The following is a 16,549-nucleotide window of genomic DNA, read 5'->3' as shown; positions in this document are numbered from 1 at the left end:
ATATGATAAAATAGAAAAGATAATACATTTAATAAGGAAAGTAAAAATGGCAAGTAAAGAAAATGCAGAACGCAAGGAACTGCATCGTAAGATTTGGGCGATTGCGGACGATGTTCGTGGTGCTGTAGATGGTTGGGATTTTAAGCAATATATCCTAGGTATCCTTTTCTATCGCTTTATTTCAGAGCATATGGCTGATTATTTTGACCGTGCTGAGCATGAGGCTGGGGATCTAGAATTCCGTTATGCTGAATTGAGTGACCAAGAAGCTGAGCAAGATTTCAAACCAGGAACAGTTGAGGATAAGGGATTTTTTATTCTTCCGAGTCAACTATTTGAAAATGTTGTCGAGAATGCCTCGCAAAATGAAAATTTAAACGAAGACTTGGCCAATATTTTCCAAGCTATTGAGAAATCAGCTATTGGCTTCAAATCAGAAGATGATATCAAAGGTCTGTTTGATAACTTGGATACACGAAGCAATATCCTTGGTGGAACTGTTCCAGAAAAGAATAAACGACTTTCTGACATTCTAAATGGTATCAATAGCATTAACTTTGGTAATTTTGAGGAAAATGACATTGATGCCTTTGGGGATGCTTATGAGTTCTTGATTTCCAACTATGCAAGTAATGCAGGAAAAAGCGGGGGTGAATTTTTCACACCTCAGACAGTCTCTAAACTACTAGCTCGCCTAGTGATGGTCGGCAAGGACAAAATTAACAAGGTCTATGACCCAACATGTGGTTCAGGCTCTCTCCTTCTTCAAATGAAAAAACAATATGAAGACCATATTCTAGAGGATGGATTCTTTGGTCAAGAAATTAATATGACCAACTATAACTTGGCTCGTATGAATATGTTCTTGCACAATATCAACTACAACAACTTTGATATTAAGCGAGGAGATACCCTTTTAAATCCTCAGCATCTGGAAGAAAAGCCGTTTGATGCTATCGTTTCTAACCCTCCGTACTCTGTCAAATGGGTGGGAGATGGAGATCCAACTCTGATAAATGATGACCGTTTTGCGCCAGCTGGTAAGCTAGCTCCTAAGTCAAAAGCTGACTTTGCCTTTATCATGCATAGTCTCAACCACTTGTCCAATAAAGGTCGAGCAGCTATTGTATGTTTCCCAGGTATTTTCTATCGTGGTGGAGCTGAAAAGACTATTCGTCAGTACCTAGTAGATAACAACTTTGTTGAAGCGGTTATTTCCCTTCCAGATAATCTCTTCTTTGGAACTTCTATCGCAACGACGATCTTGGTTTTGGCAAAAAATAAACTAGAGAACAAAACGCTCTTTATCGATGCGAGTAAGGAATTCAAAAAAGAAACTAACAACAATGTTTTGACGGATAGCAATATCGAACATATAGTTGAATTATTCTCTAATTATCAAAATGTTGACTATAAATCTGCTCTTGTTGGCAATGATGTGATTGGTTCAGAGCAGGATTATAACCTATCTGTTTCAACCTATGTCGAACAAGAAGATACACGTGAGAAGATTGATATAAATGTTCTCAATAAAGAAATTGCAGAAACTGTAGCCAAGATTGACCACTTGCGTGCAGAGATAGACAAGATTGTAGAGGAGCTGAGCCATGGCAAATGATGTGATTCTCTATAGGACAGATGACGGCGAGTCCGCTATTGAACTTCACTTGGATAATGGAACGGTCTGGCTGACCCAACAAGAGCTAGCTGAGCTCTTTCAAACTTCCAAGCAAAATATTAGTAAGCATATCAAGGCTATTTTTGAAGATGGAGAATTATCGGAAGAGGCAACTGTCAACTATAAGTTGACAGTTCAAAATGAGGGCAATAGAAGTGTTCAGCGAAATGTTGCCTACTATAATCTCGATATGATTTTGGCGATTGGTTATCGAGTTCGATCTCCTCGTGGCATTCAGTTCAGACTCTATGCTTCGACAATCTTGAAAGAGTATCTGATTAAGGGCTTCGCTATGGATGATGAGCGTCTGAAAAACTTGGGTGGAGGCTCTTACTTTAAAGAACTCCTTGAAAGAATCCGAGACATTCGCTCGAGTGAAAAAGTCTTTTATCGTCAGGTCTTGGATCTCTTTGCTACATCAAGCGACTACAATGCAAATTCACCAGAGGCAAAGAAATTCTTTGCGACGGTTCAAAACAAGATGCATTATGCTATTCACCACAATACTGCCAGCGAACTCATCTACAATCGTATTGATAGTGAAAAGGAGTTTCTGGGCTTAACTACCTTTAAGGGAGACCTCCCTACTCTATCTGAAGCAAAAGTTGCCAAGAATTATCTGACAGAAAAGGAACTCCGTGGGCTTAACCAGCTTGTATCAGGATATCTAGACTTTGCTGAAAGACAGGCAGAGCGAGAAGAAGTCATGACTATGGCTGACTGGGTAACACATGTGGATCGAATCCTTCTGGCTACTGGAGAAGACTTGCTGGACAATAGTGGCTCTATCTCTCGTGAACAGATGGAGCATAAGGTGGATAAGGAATATAAGAGCTACCAAGCCAAGACCCTTAGTCAAGTTGAAAAAGATTACCTCAAGGAAATCAAAAGTATTGAAAATCTAGCCAAGTAAGGAGGTAAGTGATGAACATCCTAGAAGAAATCCAAAACTGTCCTGTTGAGTGGAAAGAGTTGGGGGAAGTGGTTGATACTGTTACAAGTCCAGTAAAGCTAACTAAAAAGGAGTATCAAGTAACAGGTAGAATACCAGTTGTTGATCAGGGTGAACAATTCATAGCAGGTTACGCAGATAATGAAAAATATCTTGAAAAAGATGAATATATCATTTTCGGGGATCACTCAGAGCATGTAAAATATGTAGACTTTGCTTTTGTTCAAGGAGCAGATGGTTTAAAAATTTTGAAACCTAAAAGTGGCATAAAAGCAAAATATATATACTATTGCTTTTGTAATTTTTATAAGAAAGAAGGAAGCTATAAAAGACATTGGAGTAATGCGAAAATTACTCTGATACCTATTCCTCCCCTAGAAATTCAAGAAAAAATCGTGCAAATACTTGACAAATTCACCGATTATGTTACAGAATTGACCTCAGAATTGACCTCAGAATTGACCTTACGTAAAAAGCAATATTCTTATTTTAGAGATTATCTCTTGAACTTTGATGAAGATGGTTCGGGGGGGGGCGAACGATAAAGTATATCAGGTGGAGTGGAAGACTCTGGGGGAAGTTTGTGATGTGCGTGATGGAACACATGACTCGCCAAATAAAAAAGCTTTTGGTAAATATTTAATAACCTCCAAAAATGTCAAAAATGGTTCGATAAATTTTGATAGTGCTTATTTTATAAGTGAATCCGACTTTGATAATATTAACAAGAGAAGTAAAGTTGATATTGATGATTTGTTATTTACTATGATTGGAACTGTTGGAGAAATAGCTCATATTACTGAGGAGCCAGACTTTGCTATTAAAAACGTAGGATTGATTAAGACACAAAGTAGGATTTTAGCAAGATATTTATTACATTATTTACAGTCAACATATGCCAAAGATTATATTTCAAGTAATAGTAGTAAAGGTAGTCAAGTGTTTCTTGGACTTGGGAAATTAAGAAATTTTCCAATACCATATGTGGAACCTAAAATTCAATCTCGTATTGTTCAAGTTTTAGACAACTTTGATACGGTTTGTAATGACCTCAACATCGGACTACCCAAGGAGATTGAACTACGCCAAAAACAGTATGAATATTTTAGAGAAAAACTCTTGACATTCGTCGCCGAAGGCGAGTACACTGAGAGTAGAGTAGAGTAGAGGAGTGGGACAACTCCGCTATTATCAAACTTTTACAGTGGGTATTTGGACCAATTCGAGTGAAGTTGGGAGCAGTTGCAGAATATAGTCAAAAGAGGATTAGTGTGACAGATTTAACTCCTGAAACTTATGTTGGAGTTGATAATTTGTTGCAAGATAGAAAAGGGAAAGCAGTTGCTACATTTTTACCTGATCAAGGAAGTGTTACAACCTATAATCAGGGTGATATATTGATTGGTAATATCAGACCTTATCTCAAAAAAATTTGGTTTTCTAATCAAGTTGGTGGGACAAGTGGAGATGTCTTGACAATTCAAAATTCTATTACCCCTTGTATGGAAAATAAATATTTATATTATATTTTGTCAGATGATCGATTCTTTTATTATAATGTGCAATATTCAAAAGGTTCTAAGATGCCCCGAGGAGATAAGAAAGCTATTATGCAATATAAGTTTATATTGCCATCCATTACAGAACAAAAAAGAATCGTCTCCATTCTTGACAATTTTAACACCCTAACCAACTCTCTTTCTGAAGGTCTTCCAAAAGAAATCGAACTAAGACAGAAACAGTATGAATACTGGAGAGAACAATTATTAAACTTTACTAGATAAATTCTTGAATCATTTTGAGAAAGAATCTCAATTAATACAATAAAAGGAAGCATACTATGGTTGATTATTCAAAAGTACATGAAGTAATTGCGGAAACAAATGAAGGGATTCTCTTGGCTGAGTATCAACCAGAGTATCGTACAGATAGAGAATTTCAGTCTGAGGCAGATTTGGAAAGACAATTGCTTACGGATTTGGTCAATGGTCTCAATTATGAACGATTGGATATCCATACTCCTTCAGAGCTTTTAGCGAATGCAAAGGTTCAAATTGAAAAGCTTAATAAGGTTACGTTTACGGATGCTGAATGGCAACGTTTTGTAGTCGAGTATTTAGACTGTCCCAATGAAGGTTTGGTTGAAAAAACACGAAAAATCCAAGAAAATCATATCTATGACTTTGTCTTTGATGATGGACGGATTAAAAATATTTTCATCCTCGACAAGAAAAATATTCACAACAACAGCATGCAGGTTATCAACCAAGTGACGCAAGTGGGGAGTCATACCAACCGCTATGATGTGACCATTTTAGTCAATGGTATTCCACTAGTTCAGATTGAATTGAAGAAGCGTGGAGTTAGTCTACAAGAAGCTTTTAATCAGGTTCACCGCTATAGTAAGGAAAGCTTTAATAGTGAAAATTCTTTGTATAAGTATGTTCAGATTTTTGTGATTTCGAATGGAACTTATACACGCTACTTTGCAAATACGACAGCTCAAAATAAAAATCACTATGAGTTTACCTGTGAGTGGGCGGACCGTAAGAATAAGACTATTCACGAATTGGAAGATTTTACCGTTACTTTCTTAAGCAAGCGTGTCCTATTGGAAGTCTTGACTAAGTATTGTGTTTTTGATGTGGATAATACCTTGCTCATCATGCGCCCTTATCAGATAGCAGCTACCGAGAGTATTTTGAGAAAAATTCATTCCTCGAATGAGATGAAGAATTTTGGAACCATCAATGCTTGTGGCTATATCTGGCATACGACAGGGTCAGGGAAAACCTTGACCAGCTTTAAGACTGCTCGTTTGGCAACAGAGTTGGACTACATTGACAAAGTGATATTCGTTGTAGATAGAAAAGACTTAGACTATCAAACTATGAAGGAATATCAAAAATTCCAACCAAATTCAGTCAATGGTAGTAACAATACAAAAGAACTACAACGCAGTATCGAAGAAAATGATGATCGAATCGTTGTCACAACTATTCAAAAGTTAAATAAGTTTATCACTGCAAATCCTAATCATGAAGTCTATGCTAAGAAATGTGTCTTGATTTTTGACGAGTGTCATCGTTCTCAGTTTGGGAAGGCTCAAAAGCGCATTAAGAAGGCTTTTAAACAGTACGCCCTATTTGGATTTACAGGGACACCAATTTTCCCAGAAAATAGCTTGACGGGTGAAACAACGCAAGAAGTTTTTGGAGAACAGCTTCATAACTACGTTATCACGGATGCTATTCGGGATAAAAAAGTCTTGAAGTTTAAGGTTGATTACAACTATATCAAGCCTGAAATCAATAAGTATAGAGAAGCTGAAAAAGCAGTTGGCCGAGAGATTGATGAGAAGAAACTTAAAAAGATGGAGAAGGAGCTACTTCTACATCCAGAACGGATAGCAACCATCACAGAATACTTACTTCGCGTGTATAATACAAAAACACACCGAAATCAACACTATACTCATAAACAAAAACAATTGTCTGGATTTAATGCTATGCTAGCTGTACAAAGTATTGAAGCAGCAAAATTATACTATGAAGAACTCCAGCGACAACAAGCAGCTTTACTAGAAGCTAAACGCTTAAAAGTTGCAACCATCTTTAGCTTTGCACCTAACGAAGAACAGTCTGCTTATGGGGAAATTCAAGACGAAGAGCTAGAACCTCAAGATACAGCTATGCCTCTATCTTCTAAAGAGTTCCTTTCTAGAGCAATTGACGACTATAATCAAATGTTTAAGACGAACTTTTCGACAGATGGGAAAGAGTTTCAAAATTACTATCGTGACCTTTCCAAACGAGTTAAATCCAAGGAAGTGGATTTGCTGATTGTGGTCGGTATGTTCTTAACGGGATTTGATGCCCCGACTATGAATACACTCTTTGTCGATAAAAATCTACGTTATCATGGTTTGATTCAGGCCTTTTCGAGAACCAATCGGATTTTTAACAAGGTTAAACCTTTTGGGAATATTGTTTGTTTCCGTGATTTAGAAAAGGCTACGCAAGAAGCTATTAAGACTTTTGGAGACACTAATAAGCTTGAAATCATCTTAGAAAAAAGCTTTAGCGAATATATAGATGGTTTCGTGGATCAAGTAACGGGTATCGAGGTTAAAGGATATACTGCGGTTTGTCAGGAAATTCTGGAAAGATTCCCGAATCCGCAAGAAATTGAAACAGAGCATGATAAGAAGGAGTTTGTTAAGTTATTTGGTGAGTTGTTGAAGCTTGATAATGTTCTTCGAAATTATGACGAATTCCAAGAGATAGACAAACCTATTTCAGAAGGTTATCTTCAGGATTTAAGAAGTACTTATGTGGAAATTCGAGATGAATTTTTGAATCTTAAGAACTATGAAAAGTCCAAGAATTTGGATGTTGATCTTTCAGATGTTGAATTTGAGATTGAACTCCTAAAAACAGATGAGATTAATCTGGACTACATTCTTGCATTGATTGTTGAAAAATCGAAGAATTCTGAGTCCAAAGAAGCAATGAAAGCAGAAGTTAGTCGTGTGATTCGTTCTAGTATTGATATTCGTGCCAAAGAAGAGTTGGTTATCGGCTTTATCAATGACACTGATTTGCAAAAATTGAAAGACCATGATGGGATTATCAATGCTTTCTATGAATATGGCAAGGAGCGCAAGAAAATCGCAATCCATGACCTAGCTGAGTCTGAGAAACTTGTAGCTGATTACCAATTATTTATTGATAAATCAATTCAACGAGGTTATGCTGAAAATAGTGGGACTGATTTGGATTCGATTATTCCACCAACTTCTCGTAGACAGGGAGCACGTGAACGGAAAAAGCAAGAAGTTTTACGTAAGATTCAGTTGTTAGTAGAGACTTATTCAGGTATTTAAGGATTGTTGACTAATATTTATTAGAAAAATCAGGCTCTACAAAAAATACTATTTATTCGCTCATATTCCGCTCATTTTTTAGATACAACTTTGTTTCCATATTTCCGGGGAACTAGTAGAAAGTAAGGAGAAATATGGAAAATAACAACCAACATGCCCTTTGCCAGCAACTCTGGGCGAGAAACAAATACCTCGTTTTGAGTCATTCCAGCAATATTTACAATGGGATCCGCCAATACTTGAAGAATGAAGAGGTGGAGGTAAGTCATGTTCAAGAACTGATCGATCGTGCCTATCAGATTCCAGAACACAGGGGTCAGGTTTGCAACGCCTTCCAGCATATTTGGAGCTATTTTAAAAAGCAAGCCAGCCTTAACGAGCGCCAAGACTACATGCTCTTGTTGGATCGCTACCGCTTTGGTCAGGCTTCTAAGGAAGACTTGATCACTAAGACTAGAGACTTGCTTGATCGCTATCCAAATACCTATTTGCAACATTCGACTTTACTGAAAGGAGACGCCCATGAGACTTTGACATGAGGCTTTGATTTCACAACTTCCCCGCCCTCAACTTTTGGGGCAACATCGAGAGTGCTGCGCACTTCGTGGCAATGGCTGGGGCAGAAAGCATGCGACGGTTGACTATGTCTTTACCCACTCGCCCTATCGTCTCTATGCCTATCATGACTTGATCATGGAGGAGATGACTGACCGTGGCTACAAGGTCAGTCCAGAGTGGTTGGATAAGAATTATCGTGGCAAAACCTGCCCTCCTTATCAAGACTTAGCAGAGGAAAAGCTGAAAAGTCCTATCTATAGTGAGCATGACCATGCCTACTATGAGGAGTGTCTGGCTAATCTCCGAGAGAAGGGAATCAACCTATAGTCTTTTCTAATAACAAGCCATAGTCACTTATAAGAATTACTAATAACGCGTTTGGCCAGTCTAACTGAAATATAGTTAAAAAACAAGCTACACAAAGGATGAGGCTGGGCAAAAACTCGCTTCTAACTATTAAAAAAACGAGCATTTCCGTAGTTGGAGATGCTCGTTTTCTTATGTCATGGTTTATAATTAAAATAACAACAAAACAATTAGAAAGCCATGACAATGTATAAAGATTATAACACAAATCAGTTAAGTTTGGAAGTAAATCTTGCCTACGATATTCCATCAAATCACGAAGCAAGAATGATTAGCCTCTTTGTAGACAGTATCCCTAGTCAAGTTCTATTGGAAGAGACCTCTCACACTGGTCGCCCTGCCTTTCATCCAGCCATGCTCATGAAGATGACCCTGTTCGCTTACGCTCGTCAAGTGTTCTCTGGACGTAAAATCGTTCAAATGAACTCAGAAGTCATTCCCATGAAATGGTTGAGCCAAGATACCTATGTTAGCTATAAAACGATTAATAACTTCCGCTCCAGTAAACATGCCAACAACCTAATCAAAACTGCTTTTATTTACTTCACTTTACTCATGCGTGAGAATGGGATGATTGAGGATGATGCCTTGTTCATTGATGGAACAAAACTAGAAGCTGATGCCAACCTCTATTCTTTCACTTGGAAAAGAGCTATTGACAAATATGAAGCAGCCTTGAATGGGAAAATTTCCCAGCTCTATGACCAGCTGATTCAAGAAGGAGTAAATCTCGCCTTATCTAAAGAAGAACGGGAAACCAGTCAGGGTTTGGAGGAGCTACTAGAAAAAACGGAGGCTACCTTAGTTGAAATAGAACAAGCTATTGAAGAAGAGCCTAAAGTGATAAAGGGTGGGTCTGCCAATAGACAAAAACGCCGTCGGATAAAGAAAATCCGTAAGCAATTAAAGGATGATTTCCTTCCTCGTAAACAGCGATATGAAGAAGCTAGAAAAATTTTAGAAGACCGCAACTCTTTCTCAAAAACGGATCATGATGCCACCTTTATGCGAATGAAGGAAGACCATATGCAAAATGGGCAACTGAAACCTGGTTATAATGTCCAAGCGGCTACCAATGGTCAGTATGTCCTTGATTTTGATATCTTTCCAAATCCAACAGACACTCGCACTCTGAAACCTTTCCTCCAATCGATTCAAACCCTAGACTTATTCAACTATATCGTAGCAGATGCTGGTTATGGTAGCGAAGAAAATTATCGTTTTATCATTGATGAATTGGAAAAAATACCGCTTATTCCCTACACCATGTATCAGAAGGAATTGACTAAAAAGTACCAGACGAGCACAGATAATCCAATGAACTGGGAATATCTTGAGGACACGGACCAGTTTATAAAGCCCGACGGCGTAGTTTATTCTTTTAAGAACTACTCTAGTCGAACTGACAAGTATGGCTTTCAACGTGATTTCAAGATTTATGAGGCTGATAAAGTTCAAGACACTCCAGAGTTAGAACAGTTGGCTAAAACAGATAGTGGAAACCAGAAACAAATCCATTATAATCCAACTTGGAATTACTTTAAGGAACTCCTTAAGCAAACATTACATAGTGAAGAAGGCTCTCGAATCTATGCCAAACGGAAAATCGATGTTGAACCCGTTTTTGGTAGATTGAAGAGTGTTTTTGGCGTGCGCAGAGTGCATGTCAGAGGGAAACAAGCTGTCTCAACAGAAATAGGATTCATCTTTATGAGCATGAATCTCACCAAGTTGGCCAAGAATCTAGCCTCTAAAACATCCACTATTCAAAAACCACACAGTATTTCTTTCAGCTTGATTGGATTCAAGACTGGAATCACTGTGTGGTTTTATTTAGAAGCTAGTTTTTGCCCAGCCTCGTCTTTTCCTTTTGTTTAAAACAGAGATATAGTTTCAAACTATATCAAAGCCTAATTTTTTACAATTATACAGATGATTCCTTTTCTGTTAAGATAGTTTCAACAACAAATTTTGGAGGACACATCATGTCAACTACAATCATCGGTTTCCCTCGTTTGGGAGAATTCCGCGAATTAAAATTTACAACTGAAAAATACTTTAGAAAAGAAATCTCAGAAAAAGAACTCTTGGCGGCATCAAAAGACTTGCGTGCTAAACACTGGAACATTGTCAAAGAAAAAGGCATCACTGAAATTCCATCAAATGATTTTTCTCACTATGACAACTTCCTAGATGCAGCCTTCCTCTTCAACGTGGTACCTGCATCCGTTCAAAACTTGGACTTGTCTGACCTTGAGCGCTACTTCGCTTTGGGTCGTGGTTACCAAGGAGAAAAAGGGGACGTTCGCGCCCTTCCAATGAAGAAATGGTTCAACACTAACTACCACTACATCGTTCCTAAGTTTGAAAAAGACACTCAAGTAAAATTGGCTGGTCACAAGATTTTTGATGAGTTCCAAGAAGCAAAAGAACTTGGATTGAACACTCGCCCAGTTCTTGTAGGGCCATTTACTTTCCTTCAATTGTCAGACTTTGAAGAAGGTGTGAAAGCAGAAGACTTCGTAGACAGCTTAGTGGCTGCTTACCAAGAAGTTTTTGCAAAATTGGCAGAACTTGGTGCAACTCGCATCCAATTGGATGAAGCGGCTCTTGTCAAAGATTTGACTGCCGAAGAAAAAGCTCTCTTCTTGAACCTCTACAATAAACTTTTGGCTGACAAAAAAGGTCTTGAAGTCTTGCTTCAAACTTACTTCGGAGACGTTCGTGACGTTTACGCTGACCTTGTGAACTTGCCAGTAGATGCCATTGGTTTGGACTTCGTTGAAGGTAAGAAAACTCTTGAACTCGTTAAAGGTGGCTTCCCAGCTGACAAGACTCTTTATGCAGGTATTGTCAATGGTAAAAACATCTGGCGTAATAACTACGAAAAGAGCTTGGCTGTTCTTGAGCAAATCCCAGCTGAAAACATTGTCTTGACAAGCTCATGCTCACTTCTTCATGTGCCATTTACAACTGCTAATGAAGAATTTGAGCCAGCTATCTTGAACCACTTTGCCTTTGCAGTTGAAAAATTGGAAGAACTTCGTGACTTGGATGCTATCCGCAATGGTCAAGGTGAAGAAGCTCTTGAAGCCAACAAAGAACTCTTTGCAACTGAACGTGTGGGTGAAAATGCGGAACTTCGTGCTCGTATCGCTGGCTTGACAGACGCAGACTACACTCGTTTGCCAGCCTTTGCAGAACGTGAAGCTATCCAAGAAGAAGCTTTCAAACTTCCAGCTCTTCCAACAACAACTATCGGTTCATTCCCTCAAACTAAGGAAGTTCGTGCCAAACGTTTGGCTTACCGTAAAGGTGAATTGTCTCAAGAAGAGTACGACGCTTTCCTTGCTGAAACAATCGATGAATGGATCAAATGGCAAGAAGATATCGACTTTGATGTCCTTGTTCACGGTGAGTTCGAGCGTAATGACATGGTTGAGTACTTCGGTCAAAACTTGTCAGGTTACCTCTTCTCTAAAAATGGTTGGGTACAATCATACGGTATGCGTGGGGTGAAACCACCAATCATCTGGGGTGATGTAACTCGTCTTAACCCTATCACTGTTAAATGGTCTAGCTATGCACAAAGTCGTACAAACAAACCTGTTAAAGGTATGTTGACTGGACCTGTTACCATCCTCAACTGGTCATTCCCACGTGAAGACATCTCTATCAAGGATTCTACTCTTCAAATCGCTCTTGCTATTAAGGATGAAGTGCTGGACCTTGAAGCTGCTGGCGTGAAAATTATCCAAATCGACGAGGCTGCTCTTCGTGAAAAATTGCCACTCCGTCGTAGCGACTGGTACGAAGACTACCTTGACTGGGCAATTCCTGCCTTCCGCTTGGTACACTCAACAGTAGCGCCAGATACTCAAATCCACACTCACATGTGTTACTCAGAATTTACAGATATCATCCCAGCTATCGATAACTTGGATGCGGACGTTATCTCATTTGAGGCTAGCCGTTCAAACCTTGAAATCTTGGACGAACTCAAAGCGAAAAACTTCCAAACAGAAGTGGGACCTGGGGTTTACGATATCCACTCACCTCGTGTGCCAAATGAAGGCGAAATCGACAATACAATCGAAGCCATCCTTGCTAAAGTGCCAAGTAAGAAAGTTTGGATCAACCCTGACTGTGGTTTGAAAACACGTGGTATTCCAGAAACAAAAGAAAGCTTGATCCGCCTTGTGGAAGCAGCTAAAGCTGCACGTGAGAAATTGTAAGATTGGATTTTTCCCCATACAATGGTTGTTCAAAAAAATCAACTAGAAAAGGATAATGACTATGTCACGCCAAACACCGTCACTCTCATTTGAAGTGTTCCCTCCCAACCCAGCTGTGGGTAATGATAACATTATTTCTGCTCTTCAAGATATGCAGGAGTTGGCCCCTCACTTTATCAGTGTAACTGCCAGCAATAATAAATTTAATATCAAGGAAACGACGGTCCGTTTGGCTGACTTTATCCAAAATGACTTGGCGATTCCGACTATTGCTCACTTGCCAGCCATCTATCTGACCAAGGACAAGGTTGCTGAAACCATTGCTGACTTGGACAAGGTTGGGGTGCAGAAAATCTTGGCTCTTCGTGGGGATATTATTCCAGATGTGGAGCCGCAAAAGGATTTTCGTTACGCAACCGACTTGATTGAGTTCATCAAGGAACAAGCCCCTCACTTTGATATTGTTGGTGCTTGTTATCCGGAAGGACATCCAGATTCACCAAATCAGATTTCAGATATTCAAAATCTTAAGAAGAAAGTAGATGCAGGTTGTTCGAGTCTTGTAACTCAGCTTTTCTTTGACAATGAGCGCTTCTATGATTTCCAAGACAAGTGCATCTTGGCTGGGATTGATGTTCCCATTCATGCAGGGATTATGCCAATTCTGAATCGAAATCAGGCTCTCCGCCTCTTGAAGACTTGTGAGAATATCCATCTTCCACGCAAATTCAAAGCCATTTTAGACAAGTATGAGCATGACCCTGAGTCGCTCAGAGCAGCAGGACTTGCCTATGCGGTGGACCAAATCGTGGACTTGGTAACTCAGGATGTTGCCGGTGTGCATCTCTACACTATGAACAATGCAGAAACAGCAAAATACATCCACCAAGCAACACATGCTTTGTTTAATCACCAGTCTCTAGGATAATAAAAAGCAAACCATTCTTCTCAGGTGAGGGGGATGGTTCCTTTTTAATGGTAAAGACCGCACTTTTTAAGAAAAATATGATAAAATAATCTCTGTACGTACTTGATACAAAGATGAGGGTATTAAAAAAATAATGCATTTAAACTGAGAGTCTTAGATATTTTAGCATCAAATCTTTCTGATAACTAATGGTAGGAAAGAGCGACACGAGCGAGTCAAATCAATGTTATTTGACGAGAGAGTTAGTAAAGCATTTAGCTAGTCGCCTGATAGCGATTAGCGTGAAAGGATTAGATGCTTTAGCATCAAACCCTTCTAATGATTTGTATCTTGTGTAATTGAACCCGGCCGAAAAGCTGTGTAAAAAAGATAAATCTGCCTAGGAGCAGTCGCTCCGTCGTTCGATTTCCTATTTTCCTTTGAGTTGCTTAACGGCTTAGTATCTTGATGAATTGAATTTTGGCCTCATTTCTTAGGAAAAAAGATAAGCTTCCTAGCACTCATCGAGTGCGGCGTCACCTTCCTATTTTTCTACAGAAATGTTCGGTAAGTCGAACCGTCCAAAATATCTTGTGTAATTGAACCCGGCCGAAAAGCTGTGTAAAAAAGATAAACTGTCTTGTCTTCATCGAAGACTTCGTCAGTTTCCTATTTTTACTTTGCTTTTGACGTCCTTGGTATCTTGATCTTTGTAGGCAAGACGTATAATATTATCAATCCAAAGGGGATTAAAATGACAAAACAAGTGTTTCAAACGACTTTTGCGGGTCGTGAGTTGATCGTAGAGACTGGTCAGGTTGCTAAGCAAGCAAATGGCTCTGTTGTCGTGCGTTACGGTGAGTCAACTGTCTTGACTGCGGCCGTTATGTCTAAAAAAATGGCAACTGGGGATTTTTTCCCTCTCCAAGTCAACTACGAAGAAAAAATGTATGCGGCTGGGAAGTTTCCTGGTGGCTTTATGAAACGTGAAGGACGTCCTTCAACAGATGCGACCTTGACAGCGCGTTTGATTGATCGTCCAATCCGTCCTATGTTTGCGGAAGGTTTCCGTAATGAAGTCCAAGTCATCAACACCGTGCTTTCTTATGATGAAAATGCTTCTGCACCGATGGCAGCTATGTTTGGTTCATCCTTGGCACTTTCTATTTCAGATATCCCATTTGATGGCCCAATCGCTGGTGTCCAAGTGGGTTATGTGGATGGTCAAATCATCATCAACCCTACGCAAGAGCAAGCAGAGCAATCTCTCCTTGAATTGACAGTAGCAGGAACTAAACACGCCATCAACATGGTAGAGTCTGGTGCCAAAGAATTGTCAGAAGAAATCATGCTGGAAGCGCTCCTTAAAGGGCACGAAGCGGTCAAAGAATTGATTGCTTTCCAAGAAGAAATCGTTGCTGCTGTCGGTAAGGAAAAAGCAGAAGTAGAATTGCTTCATGTGGACGCTGACTTGCAGTCTGAAATCATCGCAGCCTACAACAGCGACCTTCAAAAAGCGGTTCAAGTAGAAGAAAAATTGGCTCGTGAAGCTGCAACTCAAGCAGTTAAAGACCAAGTGACTGCTGTTTACGAAGAAAAATATGCGGACCACGAAGAATTTGACCGCATTATGCGTGATGTGGCTGAAATCTTGGAACAAATGGAGCACGCTGAAGTGCGCCGTTTGATTACAGAAGATAAGGTTCGTCCTGATGGTCGTAAGGTTGATGAAATCCGTCCTTTGGATGCGGTTGTTGACTTCCTTCCTCGTGTGCACGGTTCAGGTCTCTTTACTCGTGGACAAACTCAGGCTCTTTCAGTTTTGACCTTGGCTCCGATGGGAGAAACTCAAATCATCGATGGTTTGGATCCAGAGTATAAGAAACGCTTTATGCACCACTATAACTTCCCTCAATATTCTGTAGGGGAAACTGGTCGTTACGGTGCGCCAGGTCGTCGTGAAATCGGTCACGGTGCTCTTGGTGAGCGTGCTCTTGCTCAAGTCTTGCCAAGTTTGGAAGAATTCCCATACGCTATCCGTCTGGTAGCAGAAGTCTTGGAATCAAATGGTTCTTCATCTCAAGCTTCTATCTGTGCGGGAACTCTTGCCCTTATGGCTGGTGGTGTGCCAATTAAGGCGCCAGTAGCTGGTATTGCCATGGGTCTCATCTCAGATGGAAATAACTACACAGTCTTGACAGATATCCAAGGTTTGGAAGATCACTTTGGAGATATGGACTTTAAGGTTGCTGGTACTCGTGACGGGATTACAGCCCTTCAAATGGATATCAAGATTCAAGGAATCACTGCAGAAATCTTGACAGAAGCCCTTGCCCAAGCCAAGAAAGCCCGTTTTGAAATTCTTGATGTGATTGAAGCAACCATTCCAGAAGTTCGTCCAGAATTGGCTCCAACTGCTCCAAAAATTGATACCATCAAGATTGATGTGGACAAGATTAAGATTGTCATCGGTAAAGGTGGAGAAACTATCGACAAGATTATCGCTGAAACAGGCGTTAAGATTGATATCGATGAAGAAGGAAATGTGTCTATCTACTCTAGCGACCAAGATGCTATTAACCGTGCTAAAGAAATTATTGCTGGTTTGGTCCGTGAAGCCAAAGTGGATGAAGTTTACCATGCTAAGGTTGTTCGTATCGAGAAATTTGGTGCCTTTGTCAACCTCTTTGACAAGACGGATGCCCTCGTTCATATCTCGGAGATGGCTTGGACGCGTACCAATAATGTCGAAGACTTGGTAGCCATCGGGGATGAAGTTGATGTTAAGGTTATCAAGATTGATGAAAAAGGACGTGTGGATGCTTCTATGAAAGCCCTTCTTCCTCGTCCTCCAAAACCTGAACGTGATGAAAAAGGCGAAAAGTCTGAGAGACCTCACCGCCCACGTCATCACAAGGACCACAAACCTAAGAAAGAAGTTACAGAAACACCAAAAGATTCAGAATAA

At 39.8% G+C, this 16,549-nt stretch carries 11 protein-coding genes and 1 pseudogene; all 12 read left to right on the top strand.

The genetic code is table 11. The features are described 5' to 3' along the window. Positions 1-46: 46 nt before the first annotated feature. The 12 genes and pseudogenes from SMI_RS08155 to pnp all read left to right on the top strand — a co-directional run bounded on the left by SMI_RS08155 (position 47) and on the right by pnp (position 16,549). Complete coding sequence (locus SMI_RS08155; RefSeq protein WP_000146974.1) at positions 47-1,618, top strand: type I restriction-modification system subunit M; 1,572 nt, start codon at positions 47-49, stop codon at positions 1,616-1,618. Then, entirely contained in the window at positions 1,608-2,591 is a 984-nt protein-coding gene (locus SMI_RS08150) for a virulence RhuM family protein (RefSeq protein WP_001262593.1), read from the top strand. Before SMI_RS08155 ends, SMI_RS08150 begins: the two co-directional genes overlap by 11 nt. An 11-nt stretch (positions 2,592-2,602) precedes the next feature. Then, a pseudogene (locus SMI_RS10860) lies at positions 2,603-3,210 on the top strand (restriction endonuclease subunit S); the annotation flags it as partial. Beyond that, a complete protein-coding gene (locus SMI_RS10855; RefSeq protein ID WP_231840205.1) occupies positions 3,186-3,797 on the top strand; it encodes a restriction endonuclease subunit S in 612 nt (203 codons plus the stop codon). The pseudogene SMI_RS10860 and the gene SMI_RS10855, both read left to right, overlap by 25 nt. Positions 3,798-3,901: 104 nt before the next feature. Continuing rightward, the gene (locus SMI_RS08135; protein WP_231840204.1) at positions 3,902-4,414 is read left to right on the top strand and encodes a restriction endonuclease subunit S; all 513 of its coding nucleotides are present in this window, start codon (positions 3,902-3,904) and stop codon (positions 4,412-4,414) included. Positions 4,415-4,470: 56 nt separating this feature from the next. Beyond that, positions 4,471-7,515, top strand: coding sequence for a type I restriction endonuclease subunit R (locus SMI_RS08130; protein ID WP_000228826.1), 3,045 nt, complete (start codon positions 4,471-4,473; stop codon positions 7,513-7,515). Positions 7,516-7,649: 134 nt separating this feature from the next. After that, positions 7,650-8,054 (top strand): YbgA family protein, encoded by a 405-nt coding sequence (locus SMI_RS08125; RefSeq protein ID WP_000429941.1) that lies wholly within the window; start codon positions 7,650-7,652, stop codon positions 8,052-8,054. A 4-nt stretch (positions 8,055-8,058) separates the two neighbouring features. Continuing rightward, entirely contained in the window at positions 8,059-8,400 is a 342-nt protein-coding gene (locus SMI_RS08120) for a TIGR02328 family protein (protein ID WP_000625408.1), read from the top strand. 225 nt (positions 8,401-8,625) lie between these two features. Next, on the top strand, positions 8,626-10,317 hold the full coding sequence (locus tag SMI_RS08115) for an IS1182-like element ISSmi2 family transposase (RefSeq protein ID WP_000276230.1): 1,692 nt from the start codon (positions 8,626-8,628) through the stop codon (positions 10,315-10,317). Between the two features lie 107 nt (positions 10,318-10,424). After that, positions 10,425-12,674: a 5-methyltetrahydropteroyltriglutamate--homocysteine S-methyltransferase gene (metE, locus tag SMI_RS08110; RefSeq protein ID WP_000108255.1), complete on the top strand. Its 2,250-nt coding sequence runs from the start codon at positions 10,425-10,427 to the stop codon at positions 12,672-12,674. A gap of 61 nt (positions 12,675-12,735) precedes the next feature. Next, positions 12,736-13,602, top strand: a complete 867-nt coding sequence (gene metF / locus SMI_RS08105) for a methylenetetrahydrofolate reductase [NAD(P)H] (protein ID WP_000089967.1) — start codon at positions 12,736-12,738, stop codon at positions 13,600-13,602. Between the two features lie 733 nt (positions 13,603-14,335). Beyond that, positions 14,336-16,549, top strand: a complete 2,214-nt coding sequence (gene pnp / locus SMI_RS08100; protein ID WP_012972572.1) for a polyribonucleotide nucleotidyltransferase — start codon at positions 14,336-14,338, stop codon at positions 16,547-16,549.

This window comes from Streptococcus mitis B6, from assembly GCF_000027165.1.
GTDB classification, from domain to species: Bacteria; Bacillota; Bacilli; order Lactobacillales; family Streptococcaceae; genus Streptococcus; species Streptococcus mitis_AR.
The sequence above is the reverse complement of the archived record's forward strand: the minus strand, read 5'-3'. Positions and strand labels throughout refer to the sequence as shown.

Excerpts from the sequence above, each read along its gene's own strand:
- SMI_RS08115 (WP_000276230.1), top strand. The coding sequence starts at position 8,626 with ATGTATAAAGATTATAACACAAATCAGTTAAGTTTGGAAGTAAATCTT.
- SMI_RS08155 (WP_000146974.1), top strand. The coding sequence starts at position 47 with ATGGCAAGTAAAGAAAATGCAGAACGCAAGGAACTGCATCGTAAGATT.
- metE (WP_000108255.1), top strand. The coding sequence starts at position 10,425 with ATGTCAACTACAATCATCGGTTTCCCTCGTTTGGGAGAATTCCGCGAA.
- SMI_RS08130 (WP_000228826.1), top strand. The coding sequence starts at position 4,471 with ATGGTTGATTATTCAAAAGTACATGAAGTAATTGCGGAAACAAATGAA.
- SMI_RS08125 (WP_000429941.1), top strand. The coding sequence starts at position 7,650 with ATGGAAAATAACAACCAACATGCCCTTTGCCAGCAACTCTGGGCGAGA.
- metF (WP_000089967.1), top strand. The coding sequence starts at position 12,736 with ATGTCACGCCAAACACCGTCACTCTCATTTGAAGTGTTCCCTCCCAAC.
- SMI_RS08150 (WP_001262593.1), top strand. The coding sequence starts at position 1,608 with ATGGCAAATGATGTGATTCTCTATAGGACAGATGACGGCGAGTCCGCT.
- pnp (WP_012972572.1), top strand. The coding sequence starts at position 14,336 with ATGACAAAACAAGTGTTTCAAACGACTTTTGCGGGTCGTGAGTTGATC.